Genomic DNA, 17,995 nt, shown 5'->3' on the forward strand with positions numbered 1-17,995 from the left:
ACGGGGATCTCATCCTGCTGACCGACTGTCGATGCAGGTCACCGACCCATATCGACAAAGGAGTGTCATGAACCGCACCAAGCGCATAGCCGTCGTCGCCGGGATCGGCACCGCCGTGGCCGGCGGGCTGGTCATGCCGATAGCGGCCTGGGCGTCCGAGCCTGCGCCCACGCCGTCGTCCTCGGCCACCACCGGCTCCGGCACCTCGTCCGACACCACCCGGGGCGGCCGGCACGGCGACCGCGGCCGGATGGCCGCCGAACTCGCCGAGGCCCTCGGTCTCGACGAGGCCAAGGTCACCGCGGCCCTGGAGAAGGTCCGCGGCGCCGGACGTCCCTCCGGGACCGACAAGGAGGCCGGCCGCGAGCAGATGGCCGAGGCTCTGGCCGCCGAGCTGGGCGTCGGCGCCGACAAGATCACCGCGGCCCTGGACACGCTGCGCCGGCAGCGCTCCGCCGAGGCCGAAGCCGAACTGAGCGAGCGGCTCAAGGCGGCCGTCACCGCCGGCACCCTCACCCAGGCCGAGGCCGACGCCGTCCTCAAGGCCCACAAGGCGGGCCTGCTCGGCGGCCACCACGGCGGCAGGCACGGCGGGGACGCCACCGGGGACTCCGGCCAGACGTCCTGACCCGCGGGCCCGGCCGGAGCGCACCCGCTCCGGCCGGGCCGTATCGGAGGTGTCCTCTCCACGCATGACGGCCGGTCCCCTCAGGCGGGACCGGCGGGACTCGTGAAATTTTCATCGGGGGACAGCGGTGTCCGCCCAGCTCAGAGGCTCCGGCGCCGACCCGGAGAGGGACTCCGGCTAGGTGCCCGCAGGGTGTGCGGCTTAGCTTGGCAAGGCTCCCACATCACCCCCTAAGGAGCCGTTACATGCGGAGAAAGTCCATTCTGGCCACGGTCTGCACAGCGCTGGCCGCACTGTCCTGCGCGGCCGGCGTGTCCCTGGCGAGCGGGGCCTCGGCCGCGGACTCCTCGTTCTACGTCGACCCCGACACCGGTGCGGCCAGGTGGGTCGCGGCCAATCCCGGGGACTCCCGGGCCCCGGTCATCCGCGACCGGATCGCCTCGGTGCCCCAGGCGCGCTGGTTCACCACGACCAACACCTCCACGGTGCGCTCGCAGGTGTCGGCGTTCGTCGGCGCCGCGGCGAACGCGGGCAAGGTCCCCATCATGGTCGTCTACAACATCCCCAACCGCGACTGCAGCGGGGCGAGCACCGGCGGCGCGCCGAACCACACCGCCTACCGCCAGTGGATCGACGAGGTGGCCGCGGGCCTGCAGGGACGTCCGGCCGCGATCATCCTCGAACCGGACGTGCTGCCGATCATGACCAACTGCATGAGCTCCTCCCTGCAGCAGGAGGTCAACGCCTCCATGGCGTACGCGGGCAAGAAGCTGAAGGCCGCCTCCGCGCAGGCCAAGGTCTACTTCGACATCGGGCACTCGGGCTGGCTGGGCGCCGGTGAGGCCGCGAACCGGCTGCGGGCGGCCGGCGTCGCCGACAGTGCGGACGGCATCTCGCTCAACGTCTCCAACTACCGGTGGACCTCCACCGAGGTGGCCTACGCCAAGAACGTCCTGTCCGCCACCGGCGTCTCGCGGCTGCGCGCGGTCATCGACACCAGCCGCAACGGCAACGGCCCGCTGGGCAGCGAGTGGTGCGACCCGGCCGGCCGGGCGATCGGCACCCCGAGCACGACCGCCACGGGCGACTCCATGATCGACGCCTTCCTCTGGATCAAGCTGCCGGGCGAGGCGGACGGCTGCATCGCCGGAGCGGGTCAGTTCGTCCCGCAGCGGGCCTACGAGCTGGCCATGGCGGCGCCCCAGCAGACCCCCACGGCCACGCCCACCGTGACGCCGACGGTGACCCCGACCGCGACCCCGACCGCGACGCCGACGGTGACGCCGACCGGGGACGCGGCCTGCACGGCCTCCTACAAGATCGTCAACTCCTGGCAGGGCGGCTTCCAGGCCGAGGTGACGGTCAAGAACACCGGCGGCGTGGCCCTGTCGGGCTGGACGGTCCGCTGGTCCTTCCCGGGTGACCAGACCGTCAGCCAGCTGTGGAACGGCCAGCACACCCAGAGCGGCGCCGCCGTCTCGGTGCGGAACGTCGCGCACAACGGCAACCTGTCCTCCGGAGCCTCGGCGGCCTTCGGGTTCGTCGGCACCGGGAGCGGCGCCGCCCCGTCCTCGGTGACCTGCGCCTGACCCGCGCGGCCACCGGCGATCCGGTACGGCCCGCGCCGCGTCCCACCGGACCCGGCGCGGGCCGTACCGCGCACGCACCCCGGGCATCCGGTACGGCCCGGCGTCTCCTCGCGGGCCGTACCGGATTCCGGGATGCCGGGCCCGCTCTCCTCGCGTTCCGGGACGGCGGACCCGCCCTTGTCGCGGGCCGTACGATCCCGGGCGCCGGATCCGCTCCTCCGCGGGCCGTACGGATCCCCGGGCGCCGGGGCCGTCAGCCGGTCAGCGCGCGGACCGCCACCGTGACGATCGGGAGCTCGAACTCCCCGTCCGCGGTCTCCGGAGTGGAGCGCAGATAGCCGAGGACGCGGGCCAGCAGCTCCGTGCGCTCGGCCTCGGGGAGCGTCAGGGCGTGGGAGTGGGTGGCGATCGTGGCGGCCATCGACTCGGCGGTCCTGCGCTGGCCGTGGGCGAACTCGGCCCGCTCGACCACGCGGAACCCGCGCCCCTCCAGAGGGCCGGTGCCGGGGTGCCACTGCCGGAACGACACGGTGCTGCGCGCGACCTCCTTCAGTCCCCTCACCCACGAGATCCGGTCGTCGTCGAGGTTCCACAGCCCCGCCAGCACGCCGCCCGGCGCCAGGACCCTGCGGATCTCCGGCAGGGCGCGGTCGAGGTCGAACCAGTGCATCGCCTGCCCGACGAGGACCGCCTCCACCGAGGCGTCCGGCAGGGGGATCTCCTCCGCCGACCCCCGCATCGCCCTGACCGAGGGCAGGCCGGTATGGAGCTGGGCGAGCATGGCGGGATCGGGCTCCACCGCGACGACGTCGGCGCCGAGCCGCAGCAGCGACTCGGTGAGCTTGCCCGTCCCGGCCCCCAGGTCGAGCACGCGCGGCCGGGCCGGGCCGGAGACGGGCTCCAGCGACCAGCGCACGGCGGCGTCGGGATAGCCGGGCCGCTCCCGGGCGTAGGCGGCCGCCTGGCCGCCGAAGGAGGAGGCCCGCAGGGACAGGGCCTCCGGATCGATGTCCCCGAAGGCGGATGATCCGTTCACGGGCTCACCCTAACGCCGCCCGCAGGGGCGGGCCGGGCGCTCGCGGCAGACCTTCCACCGCCGCCCGCGGGCGGACCGGGTGCTCGGCGACGGGTCCCTCAGCTGGGCAGCTGCGCCTCCAGGCGGTAACCGTCCACGGTCACGTAGACCTGGTCGCCCGGACGGGCGTTGAGGCGCATGAGCACGGGCTGGAGCGAGTCGAAGACCGGGTGGTCGCGCCAGACCAGGACCACCGCGTTGTCGCCGGGGCCGGTCACCGACAGCAGGGTGCCGGGGCGCATGCCGAGCTGGGTGGCGTACCCCTCCGGCACGGCGACCGGGGCGCCGCGCAGGTGCTCGCTGGTCACCTCGATCCGCTGCCAGCGGCTCGGGTCGGTGGTCGGGCTGGTCGGCGGGGGGAGCGGGGCGCGCTGGCTGGTGATCAGGTGCGGGCGGCTGTTGCCCGACAGCGCCGAGAGCGTGGCCAGCGCGGCACGGGGGTCGATCGAGGAGGTGTTGACCTGCGGGACCGGCTGGCCGCCGCGGTGGTGGCCGTTGGCGCCGGGCGTGCGGCGGGGCAGCTGGCGGGCGGTCTCGGCGGCGGGCTCGAAGGCCTCCTCCTGCGCCGGGGTCGCGGCGAGCGCGTCCAGCCAGGCCTGGGCCGAGTGGGCGCGGATGCCGAGCTGGTGCTCCATGAGCACGACGACGTCGGCGTCGGCCGGTTTGCCCGCCAGCAGCTTCCTGGTGCGGTCGCGCAGGCTGCCCAGGTCGCCGACGACGAGCCAGCCGTCCTGGAGCCTGCGATCCGGCATGAGGGTGACCAGCACCCGCCACAGCGGCGTGCGGAGCGTGGGCACCTCGACGGGGTGGGCGGGGTCGGCGCCCAGGAGCTGCTCCTGGGTGGCGGCGGCGCCCAGCCACTCGGTCAGCCCGAACATGTGACCGGTCAGCGGGGCCGACTCCGAGGAGCGCAGCCACAGCAGGATGCGCTCCTCGGCGGCGCGCTGGGCCTGCGACAGGGCGCTGAGGTCGGCGTTGAGCTTGTGGGCCAGCGCCCGCAGGCTGATCGGGTCGACGGCGAACAGGCGTTCCACGGCGACCGCGCGCTCCAGCGGGTTCCAATCGCGGAACATGTTGTCGACGAGGCGGACCAGCGGGTACTCGCTGAGGTCGACCTGCGGCCGCCGGGACGGCAGCGCCTGCGGCTCCGGAGCGGCGGGCTGCGCGGCCGGGGCCGCGTGCGAGGGCGCCGGGGCGCTCTGCGCGGCGGGCGCCGCGTGCGAGGGGGCCTGTGGGGCGGGCACCGCGTGCGGGAGGACCTGCGCGGCGGGCGCCGTGTGCGAGGGGGCCTGCGGGGCCGTGGCCGTGCGGGAGGGCGCCGGGGCGCTCTGCGTCACGGGGGCGGAGGCGGCGGCCTGCGCGGCGGGGGCGATCTGCTCGGAGATGCCCGGGATCCGGCCGAGTACCTCGCGGAACATGGCGGTGACCAGCACCTCGGGGGAGGCGGGGACGGCGGGGCCGGTGAGGTCGCCGGGCGTCAGGCGGCGCAGCCGGGACCAGCCGCCCAGGCCGGTGATGGCCGAGCGCGCGGGCTCGGACCAGCCGGGCAGGTTGGGGTCGACCGTGTGCACGTGCAGCGCGGGCAGGACGTCGCTCAGCGGCAGGTGGTCCCATCGGGAGACCGAGAGCCGGGCGAGCCGGTCGCAGATCCAGTCCAGGCCGGTGGCGCCGAGGGCCTTGGGCAAGGTGACAGAGGACCACCAGCCCGCGGGCAGGCGGGGATCGGCCAGGGCTTCGGCTATCTGCTGCTGCCTGCTCCAGCGCAGGGCCGGGACCAGATCACTCAGGCAGATCGATGACTCGGCATCCATCGGCGGACCGCAACCTCCCCAAAGTGACGCATGTGGCTAATGGTGCAGTCTACGCCGCAAGCTATCAATTGGTGCTAAGAGGGTAAAGCTGGTTGGAACTCAAATCCGATTGAAGGATATGCGGGCGACCGCCGATGACTGTAACCGCTTCCGCGCCCGCCCGACAGCCCGCCGCGAGCGCGGCCTCGTCACCGGCCCCCGTCAGCAGGGCGGTGAGCAGGCCGGCGGCGAACGCGTCACCTGCTCCGGTGGAGTCGACTGCCTTCACCGCGAGGCCGGGCACCCTGGCGGTGAGACACCCCTCTCTGGCCATCAGGGCACCCCGCGGCCCCAGCTTCACCGCGGCGGCGCCGTACCGCAGGCTGAGCTCCTCGGCCGCGCGCTCTCCGCAGGTCGCGCCGGTGAGCAGCAGCGCCTCGTCCAGGTTGGGGATGATCAGCCGGGCGACCAGCGTCTCCTCGATGAAGCGCTCGGGACCGAACGCGCGCAGGAACCCGGTCGAGGCCGGGTCCACGCTGGTCGTGACGCCCCGCTGGGTGGCGGCGGTCAGGGCCAGCCGGGAGAGGCGCAGGCCCGGCTCGGCGAACAGGGTGTATCCGGACAGATGGAGGTGGCCCACCCCGTCGAGCAGGCCCTCGTCCCAGTCCTCGGTGCCGATGTGGCCGCCCGCCCCCCGGTTGGTGAGCATGGACCGTTCTCCCGTGACGTCCACCATGGCGATCACCACGGCGGTGGGCCGCTCGGGGTCCACCCTCAGGTGGGGCCGGACCCCGCTGCGCAGCAGTTCCGCGCTGTGCCATTCGCTGGTGTCGAAGCCGACTCTGGTCAGGATCCGCGCGTCGGCGCCCAGGCGGGCGGCCCAGGAGGCCGTGTTCGCCCCCGAGCCGCCGGGCCGGAGCACGATGTCGGCGGCGGTGTCCGTGCCGGCCGCGAGGCCCGCCAGGCTCAGTTCTCCGTGAAGCGCGACGACGTCGGTGACCACGTCGCCGATGACCAGCAGGCCCATTTCGGTCACGGGTACCTCAACTTTCCTTACTCCATGATGCCGCGATCTGTCCGGCAAGGCGGGTGTTTCCTCGCACGGCCGCCAGATTCGCCTCAAGGGAGGCGCCGTCGGTGCCGCGTACCAGGTAGTCCAGGAGGAACGGGGTGATCGCCTGCCCGGTGACCTTCTCGCGCTCCGCCGCGGCCAGGGCCTCGGCCAGGACCCTGTCGTGCAGGTCCGGGTCGAGCTGCTCCTGCGGCGGCACCGGGTTGGCCACGATCAGCGCGGTCTCCGGGCCGCCGAACGCGTCCTGGGCCCGCATGACGGCCGCGGCCTCCTGCGGGGTCTCGATCCGCCAGTCGATCCGCTCGCCCGAGGTGTGCAGGTAGAAGCCGGGGAACTCGTCGGTCCTGAACCCGGTGACGGTGACGCCCCGGGTCTCCAGTCGCTGCAGGGTGGCCGGGACGTCCAGGATCGACTTCACGCCCGCGCAGACGACGGTGATGCGGGTACGGCTGAGCGTGTCGAGGTCGGCCGACTCGTCCTGGCTGTCGGACCACTGGCGGTGCACGCCGCCCAGGCCGCCGGTGGCGAAGACCCGGACCCCCGCCCGGGCCGCCAGGAACGAGGTGGCCGAGACCGTGGTCGCGCCGCTGGCCTTCAGCGCGGCGGCGGCCGGCAGGTCGCGGTAGCCCAGCTTGCGCAGGCCGGGCTCGGTGGCGATCCGCTTGAGCTCGGCGGCGTCCAGCCCGATGCGCGCCACGCCGTCCAGCACCGCGATCGTCGCGGGCACCGCCCCCTGTGCCCGGACGATCTCCTCCAGCTCGACGGCGACCTCGAGGTTGCGGGGCTGGGGCAGGCCGTGCGAGATGATCGTCGACTCGAGCGCGACGACGGGCGCGCCCTGTGCCAGCGCCTCGGCCACCTCCTGTGACGGACGGAGAACGGTGTCGATCGGTAGCGGGGAGGTACGCATGGGCTGGGTCTGTCTCCTCGGGTCAGAAACGTATGCTTGCCTGATTAGAACGGTGTAAACAGGGATCTCCGTTCTAAAAAGAGCACGGTAGGGGGCCGGTTCCCGGACCGTCCATCGGGAGATCAGCCGAGGGCGGGGGCGCGGCGTGGTGAGATCATGCCGATGACCGCGGCGGCCTCCCGCCGGAAAAGTGAATCTACTTTGTAAAGGCAGTCGGCCGGGGTCACCGGACCTTCTCGATCATCGGGGTCATAGCCTGGAGCTATGAGCCGCCTGCCCGATCTCGATTCCCTGCAGTTGCTGGTCGACGTCGACCGGCTGGGCAGCCTGGGACAGGCGGCCAGGGCGGCGGGTCTCGCCCAGCCGTCGGCGAGCAAGCGGATCGCGCTCCTGGAGCGCCGTCTCGGCCTGACGCTGCTGGAACGCACCCCCCGCGGCTCCACGCTCACCGCGCAGGGGGCGATGGTCGCGGCCTGGGCGACGCAGGTGCTGGCGGCGGCCGAGGAGCTGGTCCGCGGGGCGCAGGCCGTACGGCACGCGCGGGCGGCGCACCTGCACATCGCCGCCAGCATGACCGTGGCCGAGTATCTGCTGCCGCGCTGGCTGGGGGAGTTGCAGCACCGGGAGCCGCAGGTCCAGGTCGGGCTGGACGTGCAGAACTCGGCGGAGGTGGTCAGGCTGGTCGGCGGCGAGATCGGCGGGGTCGAGCTCGGCTTCGTGGAAGGACCCTCGGTGCCGCAGGGGCTGGCCTCGCGGGTGGTGGCCGCCGACCGGCTGGTGGTCGTGGTCGCGCCGGAGCATCCGTGGGCGCGGCGCCGTACCCCGCTGCTGGAGGCGGAGCTGGCGGCCACGCCGCTGGTGGTCCGCGAGCGCGGGTCGGGGACCAGGGAGACCCTCGACCGCGCGCTGGCGGGGCACGCCGTGGCGGCTCCCCGGCTGGAGCTCGGCTCGAACGCGGCGGTCAAGGGCGCCGCGCGTGAGGGCGCGGCCCCGGCGGTGCTCAGCGGCTACGCCGTCGAGGCGGAGCTGGCCGCCGGCCGCTTGGCGGAGGTGCCCACGCGGGGGATCGACCTGCAGCGCAGGCTGCGGGCCGTCTGGCGGCGGGGGCGCACCCCCACCGGGCCGGCGGGGACGCTTCTGGAGATCGCCCTGTCCACCGCGCGACCATAGACCGTTTTGTCGGATTCGCTGTATGGTTTCGGCCATGGCGTGGATCGAGATGCCGGATGCTCTCCGGCCGGAGCCGCACTGGCAGACCGGGCTCTAGGCGCGGGCGCTCCCGGCTGTCCGGCCACCGGGCGTCCCCGGCCGTGTCCGACCGCCGGATCCTGCGGCCCCGTCACGTCTCACCCCTGGATGTCCCGTGCTCCGTTCCCGCTATGACGCCGTGATCGTCGGAGGCGGCCACAACGGCCTGGTCGCCGCCGCCTACCTCTCCCGCGCAGGCCGCCGCGTGCTCGTCCTGGAGCGCCTGGACCACGTGGGCGGCCTGGCCGTCTCGGCCAGGGCGTTCCCCGGGGTCGACGCCCGGCTCTCGCGCTACTCCTACCTGGTCAGCCTGCTGCCCTCCAAGGTCGTCAAGGACCTCGGCCTGGCGGTGGAGCTGCGCCGCCGCCGGTACGCCTCCTACACCCCGGTGGGCGGCACCGGCCTGCTGGTCGACAACGACGACGCCGGGCGGACCGCCGCGTCGTTCGAGCGGGTCACCGGCGGGACCGCCGACCTGCGGGCGTGGCGACGCTTCTACGCGATGACCGCCGAGGTGGCCGCCAAGGTCGCGCCGACGCTGCTCGAACCCCTCGCCGACCGTACGGCGATGCGGGACCTGGTCGGCCGCGAGGCGTGGCGGGAGCTGTTCGAGCGGCCCGTCGGGCAGGTCGTGGACGAGCGCTTCGCCGACGACACCGTGCGCGGCGTGGTGCTCACCGACGCGCTCATCGGCACCTTCGCCGATCCGTGCGACGAGAGCCTGCTGGCCAACCGCTGCTTCCTCTACCACGTGATCGGCGACGGCACGGGGGACTGGAACGTCCCCGTCGGCGGCATGGGCGCGGTCTCCGGGGGACTGGCGGACCTCGCGCGGGCGGCCGGGGCCGAGATCGCGACCGGCGCCGAGGCCGTGGCGATCGACCCGTCGGGCGAGGTCGTCTTCCGCGACGCGGCCGGGGAGCACACGGTGAGCGGGGAGCGGGTGCTGGCCAACGTGCCGCCCGCCGTACTGGCCCGGCTGCTGGGAGCCGGGGAGCCCGCGCCCGAGGGCGCCCAGCTCAAGGTCAACATGGTGCTGTCCAGGCTGCCCCGGCTGAAGGACCCGGACGTCGAGCCGGTGGCGGCCTTCAGCGGCACCTTCCACATCAACGAGGGCCGCGACCAGCTCGCCCGCGCGCACGCCGAGGCCGCGCGGGGGGAGATCCCGGCCCTGCCCCCGGCCGAGGTGTACTGCCACTCGCTGACGGACCCGTCGATCCTGGGGCCGGACCTGCGCGCGGCCGGGGCGCAGACGATGACGCTGTTCGGCCTGCACATGCCCGCCCGGCTGTTCCGCGAGGACCCGGCCGGCTCCCGGGAGCGGGCGCTGCGCGCGACGCTGGCCTCGATGGACGCGGTGCTCGCCGAGCCGATCGAGGACTGCCTGCTGCGCGCCCCGGACGGGAGCCTCTGCCTGGAGGCCAGGACGCCGGTGGACCTGGAGAACGAGGCCGGCCTGCCCGGCGGCCACATCTTCCACCGCGACCTGTCGTGGCCGTTCGGCGAGCCGGGGACCTGGGGCGTGGAGACCGGTCACGAGCGGATCCTGCTGTGCGGGGCGGGCGCCCGGCGCGGCGGCGGCGTCAGCGGCATCCCCGGGCACAACGCCGCGATGGCGGTGCTGGGGGGCTCCTGAGGAAGCTCGGGCGCCTCTCCCGGGTCTCTCAGGGGAAACACACGGGTCCCTTCATGAGGCTCTCATGAAGGGCGCCTAACGTGGTCACCATGGGTGACGGTGAGACGGCGCGGGTGCTGGTCGTGGACGACGAGCCCGCGCTCAGGGAGGCGCTGCAGAACAGCCTGGAGTTCGAGGGTTACCGGGTGGGCCTGGCCGCCGACGGGCAGGCCGCGCTGGAGACCCTGGAGCGCGAGCAGTACGAACTGGTGCTGCTCGATGTGATGATGCCCCGGCTGGACGGGCTGACCGCCTGCCGCAGGCTCAGGGCGGCCGGCAACCGCGTCCCCGTGCTCATGCTCACCGCGCGCGACGCCGTGGGCGACCGGGTGTCGGGGCTGGACGCGGGCGCCGACGACTATCTGGTCAAGCCGTTCGAGCTGGACGAGCTGCTGGCCCGGGTCCGGGCGCTGCTGCGGCGCGGCGCGATGGCCGCCCCGGCGGCCGAGGACTCCGGGGAACTGGTCTTCGACGACCTGCGGATGGACGTCGCCGCCCGGCAGGTCACCCGGGCGGGCCTCCCGCTGGAGCTGACCCGGACCGAGTATCTGCTGCTGGAGCTGTTCATGCTCCACCCCAGGCAGGTTCTCACGCGCGAGCAGATCCTCAGCGAGGTGTGGGGCTTCGACTTCGAGCCGTCCTCCAACTCCCTGGACGTCTACGTCATGTACCTGCGCCGCAAGACCGAGGTCGACGGGCTCGCCCGCCTGATCCACACCGTCCGTGGCGTCGGCTACGTGCTGCGGAGCTCCCCGTGAGGGGCCGCCGTTCACTGCGCTCGCGGCTGACCCTGCTGGTCGCGGTGGCGGTGGCGGCGGCCATCGCGGTGTGCGCGGGGGCCTGCTGGTTCATCGTGCGCACGGCGTTGCTGAACCAGGTCGACCGTTCGCTGGACGGGCCGGGGCCACGGCAGAGCGCGTGGGTCGTCAGCCACTGCCTGGGAGACACCGCCGTCGGCGACACCCCCGCGCCGGACGACGCCCGGCCGCGGATGGACGGCCGGGTTCTCCCGCGCGGACTGCCGCCGAACTTCCCCCCGATCCAGCTGGTCTACCCCGACGGGAAGGTGTGCGCCGGCGGCGACACCACCATCAAGGTCATTCCGGCGGATCTCGCCCTGGCGAAGGCGCCGAAGGGCACGGACGCGCTCCGCAACGGGGTGACCTCCGACGAGTCCGAGGTACGGGTGATAACCCGCTCCATCGGTTCGGGCTACGTGGTGATGGAGGCCCGGGAGCTGGGAGAGTTCCAGACCACGCTGACCACGCTCGCCGTGATCCTGGCCGGGGTGGCCGGGCTCGGCGTGGTGGGCGCCGCGACCGCCGGCAGGATCATCGCCCGTACGGCGCTGCGGCCGGTCGAGCGCCTGACCGGGGCGGTGGAGCACATCGCCAGGACCGAGGACCTCGACACCAGGATCCCGGTGGAGGGCACCGACGAGCTGGCCCGGCTCGGCAGCTCCTTCAACGCGATGACCGCCGCGCTGGCCGGGTCCCGCGAACGGCAGCGGCGGCTGATCGCCGACGCCGGGCACGAGCTGCGCACCCCGCTCACCAGCCTGCGGACGAACGTCGACCTGCTGCTGCGCAGCGAGAACACCGGCCGCCCGCTGGCCCCGCAGACCCGGCACCGGCTGCTGGGCAGCCTCAAGGCCCAGTTCGAGGAGATGTCCACCCTGATCGGGGACCTGCTCCAGCTCTCCCGTTCGGCGGGGGAGCACGAACCGTACGTCGAGGTGGCCTTCCACGGCGTGGTCGAGTCGGCGGTGAACCGGGCCCGGCTGCGCGCCGGGGACATCCCGATCGAGGTCGGCATCGAGCCGTGGTACGTCCGGGGCGACCAGGCGGCGCTGCAACGCGCCGTGGTCAACCTGCTGGACAACGCGGTGAAGTTCTCCGGGGCTCCGGACGGCGGCCCGGCCGGGCGGGACACGGCGGACGGCCCGGCGGGGGAGGAGGAGGCGGGCGGCGGCTCCGGCGGGCGGGGCCCCGTGGTCGTACGGCTGCGCGGCGGCGAGCTGACCGTGCGCGACCACGGCCCCGGAATCGCGCAGGAGGAACTGGCCTACGTCTTCGACCGGTTCTGGCGCTCGTCCTCGGCGCGCAGCATGCCGGGGTCCGGGCTGGGGCTGGCCATCGTGGCGCAGGCCGTACGGGACGCCGGGGGAGAGGTCGTCCTGGAGAACGCCGAGGGCGGCGGGGCCCTGGCCCGGCTGCGCCTTCCCGGCTCGCCCACGCCGTAGAGGACCGCCCGGCGCCCGCAAGTCATTTACAAGATCAATTGATCATGCTGTGGATCGTCGTTTTTCTCACCCCGCATTAATGATCGCCTCAGGAACGCCCAAGACCGGTCGCCGAACCTGAGGCCATGACAGCTCAGAGCCACGATCCACGGGGGGCAGCATGACCCAGCTGACGGCGCCGGTACGCACCCGGCTGGTGGAGATCGTCGTTCCCGTGTACAACGAGCAGCGGGTGCTCGCCGAGAGCGTCCGCCGCCTGCACTCCTACCTCGTCGCCACCTTCCCCTACGGCTTCCGCATCACGATCGCCGACAACGCCAGCACCGATCAGACCTGGCCGATCGCGGTCGGCCTGAGCCGGGAGCTGCCGTACGTGCGGGCCGTGCACCTGGAGGCCAAGGGCCGGGGACGGGCGCTGCGGCGGGTGTGGTCCGAGAGCGACGCCGACGTGGTCGGCTACATGGACGTGGACCTGTCCACCGATCTGGACGCCTTCCTGCCGCTGGTGGCCCCGCTGCTGTCGGGCCACAGCGACCTGGCGATCGGCACCCGCCTGTCCCGGGGCTCGAACGTGGTGCGCGGGCCGAAGCGGGAGTTCATCTCGCGCTCCTACAACCTGCTGCTTCGCGGGGCGATGGGCGCGGGCTTCTCCGACGCCCAGTGCGGCTTCAAGGCGGTCCGCACCGAGATCGCCCAGGCGCTGCTGCCGGCGGTCGAGGACGAGGAGTGGTTCTTCGACACCGAGCTGCTGCTGCTGGCCGAGCGGCACGGGCTGCGCATCCACGAGGTCCCGGTGGACTGGGTGGACGACCCCGACAGCCGGGTGGACATCGTCAAGACCATCAAGGACGATCTGAAGGGCATGGCCCGCGTGGCGCGCAAGACCCTGTCCGGCCCGGCCGGCATCCCGGTCCCGCCCCGGGTACGCAACGCCACCCTCCCCAAGGGCCTGGCCCGCCAGCTGCCCAGCTTCGCCGTCATCGGCGTGATCAGCACGCTGGCCCACCTCGGCCTGTTCGTGTTCCTGCGGATGCTGGTGCCCTCGGTGGCGGCCAACGCCCTGGCCCTGTTCATCACCGCCGTCGCCAACACCGCGGCCAACCGCCGCTTCACCTTCGGCGTCACCGGCCGGGCGGGGGCCCTGCGCCAGCAGCTCGAAGGCGGCCTGGCCTTCGTCATCGGCCTGGTGCTGAGCACCGGCGGCCTGGCCGTGCTGACCGCCCTGGCCCCGGACGCCTCCACCGCCGCCGAGGTCGCCGCGGTCATCGCCGCCAACGCCCTGGCCACCCTGGTCCGCTTCTTCCTGCTGCGCGCGTGGGTCTTCAACCCGCGCCGGGCGGAGGCCGCGTGATGACCGCCGCCACCGTCACCCGGCGCGCGGCCCCGTCCGCGCGCTCCCGGGGGGCCGCCCCCCGCTGGGCCCGTCCCGCCTTCTGGGCCGTGCTGGCCCTGGCGACCGTCCTGCACGTGTGGGCGCTGGGCCGCAACGGCGACGCCAACTCCTACTACGCCGCGGCCATCCTGTCGGGCACGCAGAGCTGGAAGGCGTTCTTCTTCGGCGCCCTGGACGCCGGATCGTTCATCACCGTGGACAAGCCGCCGTTCGCCCTGTGGGTGATGGGGCTGTCGGCGAGGGTCTTCGGGTACGGGACGTGGAGCATGCTCCTGCCCCAGGCGGCCGCGGGCGTCGCGGCGGTCGCCGTGGTCCACTCGGCCGTGCGGCGCTCGCTGTCCGGTACGGCGGGCCACGCGGCGGCGCTGGCCGCCGCGCTGGTGATGACGCTGACCCCGATCACGGTCGCCATCAACCGGGACAACAACCCCGACACCGTCCTGGTCCTGCTCCTGGTGCTGGCCGGGTGGTTCTGCCTGGAGGCCGTGCGCGACGGCAGGACGCGGACCCTGGTCCTCTCGGCGGTGCTGGTCGGCCTGGCCTTCAACACGAAGATGCTCCAGGCCTACCTGGTGGTCCCCGCCTTCGCCGTGGTCTACCTGGTGACGGCCCCCGGCACGGTGCCGCGCCGCTTCGGCCGGCTGCTCGCGGCGGGCGCGGCGCTGGTGGTCTCCAGCGGCTGGTGGATGCTGATCGTCGATCTGTGGCCCGCGGCCGATCGTCCCTACGTCGGGGGCAGCACCGACAACTCCGTCTGGGACCTGGTGGTCGGCTACAACGGCCTGGGCCGGATCTTCGGGGGACAGGGCCGCGGGGGCGGCGCAGGCGGCGGCTTCGGCGGTGAGCCGGGCGCGGGACGGCTGTTCAACGACGTCATGGCCGGGCAGATCTCGTGGCTGCTGCCCTTCGCGGTCCTCGCCCTGGTGTGCGGCCTGATCCTGGCCACCCGCCGGGCCACGCGGGCGGCGGCGCCGTCCACGGGCGAGGCGGCGCCCTCGCGGACGGTTCCGTCCGTGACGCGGGCGCCGGCCGTACGCGAGGACCTCCCCGGGGCCCGCGCGGCCCTGATCATGTGGGGCGGCTGGCTGGCCGTCCACTATGCGGTGTTCAGCTTCTCCAGCGGCACCTTCCACCCGTACTACTCCACCGCCATGGCCCCGGCCGTCGCGGCCCTGACCGGCCTGGGCGGGGCGCTGATGTGGCGGGCGTACCGGCGCTCGCGCGCCTGGGCCTGGGCGCTGCCGGCGGGGATCGCGGTGACCGGGGCGTGGGCGTTCACGGTGCTGCGCCGTACTCCGGACTTCGTGCCCTGGCTGGCGTGGGCGGTGGCGGGGCTGACCGCGGTCGCCGCGGCCGGGCTGCTGTCGGCCCGGATGAGCCGGCGCCTGCGGCTGCGGATCTCCGCCGTCGCCCTGGCGGCCGGGCTGTCGGCGGGCCTGGCCGGTCCGGCCGCCTACGCCGTGACCCCGCTGGGCTCGGCCGTCAACGGCACCAACCCCACCGCGGGCCCCGCGGGCGGCGGCTTCGGCGGGCCCGGGGGCATGCGGATGCCCGGCGGGACGCGCGAGGGCTTTCCCGGCGGGACGCGCGAGGGCTTTCCCGGCGGGACGCCTCCCGGTGACGCCGCGCCAGGGGCGCCTCCCAGCGGTGCCGCGGAGGGGGCGCCGGGTGGCGGCCGGGGCGGCATGCGGGGCGGTCCCGGTGGGAGCGTGAGTTCGCAGATGATCGAGTACCTGCGGGAGAACCGGGGCGAGGCGAGCTGGCTGGTCGCGGTGAGCAGCGCGCAGAGCGCTTCGTCGATCATCCTGTCGACCGGTCAGCCGGTCATCGCGATGGGCGGCTTCACCGGCGGCGACCCGGCGATGACCGTGGACCGGCTCAAGGAACTCCTCTCCTCCGGCCGGCTCAGGTACCTGATGCCCGGCGGGGGCCGGGGAGGTCCCGGGGGAGGCGGCGGCTCCGAGGTGAACACGTGGGTGCAGACCAACTGCACCGCGGTCGCCCCGTCGGAGTACGGCGGGCAGGAGAGCGAGCAGTCGTCCCTCTACCGCTGCGGCTGAACGACGGGGAGGGCCGGCGGGCGCGGGCCCCGCGGTCCCTCTCCGGCCCCTCCTCCGCACCCGCCTCCGGCCCCCCTCCCGCCTCCGTCGTCCCTCGCCGATGACCGGATCACAGGGAACGGGGGCGGGCAGGCGTGCTGCTGTAGTCTTGCGCCGTGCACAGCGGAGGAGGAGCGCGCGGCAGCCGCGCCGACCAGGCAGACCAGCGGCGGGCCGAACTGCTCGAAGCCGCTCGGAAGGTGGTTCTGGAGCGGGGGCTGGCCAGCACCCGCGTGGCCGACATCGCCAAGGCGACCAACGTGAGCGGCGGGCTGATCCACTATCACTTCGCCACCAAGGACGATCTCATCACCGAGATGCTCCGCAGCACGAGCGAGGCGGAGATCCAGCGGCTGCGGGAGATCGCCGACGGCCCCGAGAGCGCGGTCGAGCGGCTGGACCACATCCTGCGCGTGTGCATCCCCGCCTCCCGGGACGACCAGGGCTGGATCCTCTGGCTCGACGCCTGGGCGGTCGGGATGCGCGAGGAGCACGTGCGGACCATCCTGCTGCAGTTCGAGGGTGCCTGGATCGACGTCCTCAGGGACGTGATCGCCCACGGCGTGGCCCTGGGCGAGTTCGTCTGCGACGATCCGCAGGGCGCGGCCGAGCGCCTCGACGGCATGCTCGACGGCCTGGCCATCCGCTACACCCTGGACGCCGGGAACATGTCCCGGGCCCGCCTGCTGGAACACGCCCGCGTCGCCGCGGCGCGGGAGGTGGGGCTGGAGCGTTCCGCGTTCCCCGCCGAGGCCGCTCCCTGAGCAGCACGCTTTCCCGCGAAGCCGTTGACCGGGCGCCGGTCGTCCCCGCGAAGCCGTTCGCCGGGCGCCGCCGTTCTCCGGGGGCCGTCAGCCGAACACCGGCGTTCCCCGCGGGCTTCGCGGCGGCCTCGCGGGGACGCGCGGCGTGGTCTCAGTGCTTGCTCCTGTCCTTGCCCGCGGCGATCGCCTTGCGCGAGTCGGCGATGTAGCCGGCGACGTACGGGTGGGCCGGGTACAGCGCGCGCACCTTGCGGAACTTGGGCAGGGCCGCCCGATAGCGGTGGGCGAAGAAGTCGTCGAGCGCGGAGTCGTAGACCCGGCTGGTCGGCGACTGGCGGGCCGTCACCCCGGCGGCGGCGAGCCGCTTCCTGACGACGCCCACCGGCAGGATGAAGCTGTGGTTCTCGGTCACGCCCCCGCCGGGCTCCGGGGATCCCGCGATCAGCATCCCGATGACCTTGCCCTCCCTGCTGAACACCGGCCCGCCCGAGTTGCCCGGGTAGGACGGCGCCTGGGCCTGGATGTATGGAACGTTCCAAACCGTGGTCCGGTTGGCGTTGTAGGCCCCCTCGGTCAGCGCCGGATAGAGCCGCGAGCGCAGGTCGAAGACCGTGCTGGTGGTGATGAGCCCGGGGAAGCCGTTGATGTAGAGGGTGTCGCCCACGCGGACGTCGGTGTCCCGGCCCAGCGGCACGGTGGGCAGGTTCCTGGCGCCGGCCAGCTTCAGCAGGGCGAAGTCCTCGCCTGGATAGTCCCGGCCCCGCGCGACCAGCCTCAGCGGCCTGATCTTGGCCGTCTTGTCCATCCCGCCGCCGGGCAGGGGGCTGACGAGGGAGATGTACCTCTTCAGGCCCGTCACCCGCATGTTCTTGGCGTTGAACCGGTCGAACATGCTCCTGGTGAGCCTGACCAGCTCGTCGTCGGCCTGGGCGACCTGCGAGATCTCCTTCAGGAAGGTCCTGACGTCGCCGTCGCCGATCTTCGGCAGGGTCTTGCCGGCGAGGCCCGCCCGGATCTGGGCCTTGGGCGAGCCGACGCAGTGCGATCCCGTCACCATGTAGCCGTCGGAGGTGATCCACCATCCGGTGCAGGCGCCCCCGAAGCTCGTACGGACCCTGCGGTCGTCACCCGTGGGCCGCAGATAGCGGTCCACGTCGGCCGCGGCCTTCCGGAGCACCCACTTCAGCTGGCTCTGCTGGTCGCCGGGGATGCGCTTGGCCTTGGCGTGCCGCCCGGCCTGGGCGCGCAGAGCGGCGAACGTCTTGCGCGGGCCCGCCTGGGGCACGACCACGGTGGCCGTGTAGTCCAGCGCGATCAGCTGGACGGCGGGATCGCTCTCGGCGGCCAGCCTGGTGCCGACCGCCACGTCGCCCGGCGGCGCCTGGGCCGCCAGGGCCTCGCCCGCGACGAGACCCGGTGAGATCACGACGCCGGTCACGGCGAGTCCCGCCGCGAGCCTCCGCCGAAGTGAGTTAGCCATACCTTCCCTCCCCTGTGGTATAGGCGGGAG

The 17,995-nt window shown here is 73.7% G+C and carries 14 protein-coding genes; 9 read left to right on the plus strand and 5 right to left on the minus strand.

What is annotated here, in order from left to right; translation table 11 throughout:
* Positions 1 to 67: 67 nt before the first annotated feature.
* Together Pta02_RS06420 and Pta02_RS06425 are read left to right on the plus strand one after the other, a co-directional pair.
* Positions 68 to 628 (plus strand): hypothetical protein, encoded by a 561-nt coding sequence (locus tag Pta02_RS06420; RefSeq protein WP_203873749.1) that lies wholly within the window; start codon positions 68 to 70, stop codon positions 626 to 628.
* Positions 629 to 873: 245 nt separating this feature from the next.
* Positions 874 to 2,217, plus strand: coding sequence for a glycoside hydrolase family 6 protein (locus Pta02_RS06425; protein WP_203873750.1), 1,344 nt, complete (start codon positions 874 to 876; stop codon positions 2,215 to 2,217).
* Between the two features lie 253 nt (positions 2,218 to 2,470).
* On the opposite strand, the gene Pta02_RS06430 is transcribed toward Pta02_RS06425, so the two are convergent.
* From Pta02_RS06430 to Pta02_RS06445, 4 genes are all read right to left on the minus strand, one after another.
* Positions 2,471 to 3,253 (minus strand): class I SAM-dependent methyltransferase, encoded by a 783-nt coding sequence (locus Pta02_RS06430; protein ID WP_203873751.1) that lies wholly within the window; start codon positions 3,251 to 3,253, stop codon positions 2,471 to 2,473.
* Between the two features lie 98 nt (positions 3,254 to 3,351).
* The gene (locus Pta02_RS06435; RefSeq protein WP_203873752.1) at positions 3,352 to 5,103 is read right to left on the minus strand and encodes a hypothetical protein; all 1,752 of its coding nucleotides are present in this window, start codon (positions 5,101 to 5,103) and stop codon (positions 3,352 to 3,354) included.
* A gap of 64 nt (positions 5,104 to 5,167) precedes the next feature.
* Positions 5,168 to 6,109, minus strand: a complete 942-nt coding sequence (locus tag Pta02_RS06440; protein ID WP_239129754.1) for a carbohydrate kinase family protein — start codon at positions 6,107 to 6,109, stop codon at positions 5,168 to 5,170.
* Positions 6,110 to 6,125: 16 nt separating this feature from the next.
* Complete coding sequence (locus tag Pta02_RS06445; protein ID WP_203873754.1) at positions 6,126 to 7,064, minus strand: pseudouridine-5'-phosphate glycosidase; 939 nt, start codon at positions 7,062 to 7,064, stop codon at positions 6,126 to 6,128.
* A 264-nt stretch (positions 7,065 to 7,328) separates the two neighbouring features.
* Here Pta02_RS06445 and Pta02_RS06450 point away from each other — a divergent pair, with 264 nt between their 5' ends.
* From Pta02_RS06450 to Pta02_RS06480, 7 genes are all read left to right on the plus strand, one after another.
* Positions 7,329 to 8,234 (plus strand): LysR family transcriptional regulator, encoded by a 906-nt coding sequence (locus Pta02_RS06450; protein WP_203873755.1) that lies wholly within the window; start codon positions 7,329 to 7,331, stop codon positions 8,232 to 8,234.
* Between the two features lie 193 nt (positions 8,235 to 8,427).
* A complete protein-coding gene (locus tag Pta02_RS06455; protein WP_203873756.1) occupies positions 8,428 to 9,948 on the plus strand; it encodes a phytoene desaturase family protein in 1,521 nt (506 codons plus the stop codon).
* Positions 9,949 to 10,037: 89 nt separating this feature from the next.
* Positions 10,038 to 10,745, plus strand: a complete 708-nt coding sequence (locus Pta02_RS06460) for a response regulator transcription factor (RefSeq protein WP_203873757.1) — start codon at positions 10,038 to 10,040, stop codon at positions 10,743 to 10,745.
* On the plus strand, positions 10,742 to 12,229 hold the full coding sequence (locus Pta02_RS06465) for a HAMP domain-containing sensor histidine kinase (RefSeq protein ID WP_203873758.1): 1,488 nt from the start codon (positions 10,742 to 10,744) through the stop codon (positions 12,227 to 12,229). Before Pta02_RS06460 ends, Pta02_RS06465 begins: the two co-directional genes overlap by 4 nt.
* A gap of 160 nt (positions 12,230 to 12,389) precedes the next feature.
* Complete coding sequence (locus tag Pta02_RS06470) at positions 12,390 to 13,580, plus strand: bifunctional glycosyltransferase family 2/GtrA family protein (RefSeq protein ID WP_203873759.1); 1,191 nt, start codon at positions 12,390 to 12,392, stop codon at positions 13,578 to 13,580.
* Positions 13,580 to 15,682, plus strand: coding sequence for a mannosyltransferase YkcB-related protein (locus Pta02_RS06475; RefSeq protein ID WP_203873760.1), 2,103 nt, complete (start codon positions 13,580 to 13,582; stop codon positions 15,680 to 15,682). The genes Pta02_RS06470 and Pta02_RS06475 overlap by 1 nt, the downstream gene beginning before the upstream one ends.
* Positions 15,683 to 15,837: 155 nt before the next feature.
* The gene (locus Pta02_RS06480; protein WP_203873761.1) at positions 15,838 to 16,485 is read left to right on the plus strand and encodes a TetR/AcrR family transcriptional regulator; all 648 of its coding nucleotides are present in this window, start codon (positions 15,838 to 15,840) and stop codon (positions 16,483 to 16,485) included.
* Between the two features lie 151 nt (positions 16,486 to 16,636).
* On the opposite strand, the gene Pta02_RS06485 is transcribed toward Pta02_RS06480, so the two are convergent.
* Positions 16,637 to 17,965, minus strand: a complete 1,329-nt coding sequence (locus Pta02_RS06485) for a S1 family peptidase (protein WP_203873762.1) — start codon at positions 17,963 to 17,965, stop codon at positions 16,637 to 16,639.
* Positions 17,966 to 17,995: the final 30 nt, after the last annotated feature.

It is taken from the genome of Paraplanobispora takensis, assembly GCF_016863195.1.
Lineage (GTDB): Bacteria > Actinomycetota > Actinomycetes > Streptosporangiales > Streptosporangiaceae > Planobispora > Planobispora takensis.

Excerpts from the sequence above, each read along its gene's own strand:
- Pta02_RS06460 (WP_203873757.1), top strand. The coding sequence starts at position 10,038 with ATGGGTGACGGTGAGACGGCGCGGGTGCTGGTCGTGGACGACGAGCCC.
- Pta02_RS06425 (WP_203873750.1), top strand. The coding sequence starts at position 874 with ATGCGGAGAAAGTCCATTCTGGCCACGGTCTGCACAGCGCTGGCCGCA.
- Pta02_RS06485 (WP_203873762.1), bottom strand. The coding sequence starts at position 17,965 with ATGGCTAACTCACTTCGGCGGAGGCTCGCGGCGGGACTCGCCGTGACC.
- Pta02_RS06450 (WP_203873755.1), top strand. The coding sequence starts at position 7,329 with ATGAGCCGCCTGCCCGATCTCGATTCCCTGCAGTTGCTGGTCGACGTC.
- Pta02_RS06470 (WP_203873759.1), top strand. The coding sequence starts at position 12,390 with ATGACCCAGCTGACGGCGCCGGTACGCACCCGGCTGGTGGAGATCGTC.
- Pta02_RS06440 (WP_239129754.1), bottom strand. The coding sequence starts at position 6,109 with ATGGGCCTGCTGGTCATCGGCGACGTGGTCACCGACGTCGTCGCGCTT.
- Pta02_RS06475 (WP_203873760.1), top strand. The coding sequence starts at position 13,580 with ATGACCGCCGCCACCGTCACCCGGCGCGCGGCCCCGTCCGCGCGCTCC.
- Pta02_RS06435 (WP_203873752.1), bottom strand. The coding sequence starts at position 5,103 with ATGGATGCCGAGTCATCGATCTGCCTGAGTGATCTGGTCCCGGCCCTG.
- Pta02_RS06445 (WP_203873754.1), bottom strand. The coding sequence starts at position 7,064 with ATGCGTACCTCCCCGCTACCGATCGACACCGTTCTCCGTCCGTCACAG.
- Pta02_RS06420 (WP_203873749.1), top strand. The coding sequence starts at position 68 with ATGAACCGCACCAAGCGCATAGCCGTCGTCGCCGGGATCGGCACCGCC.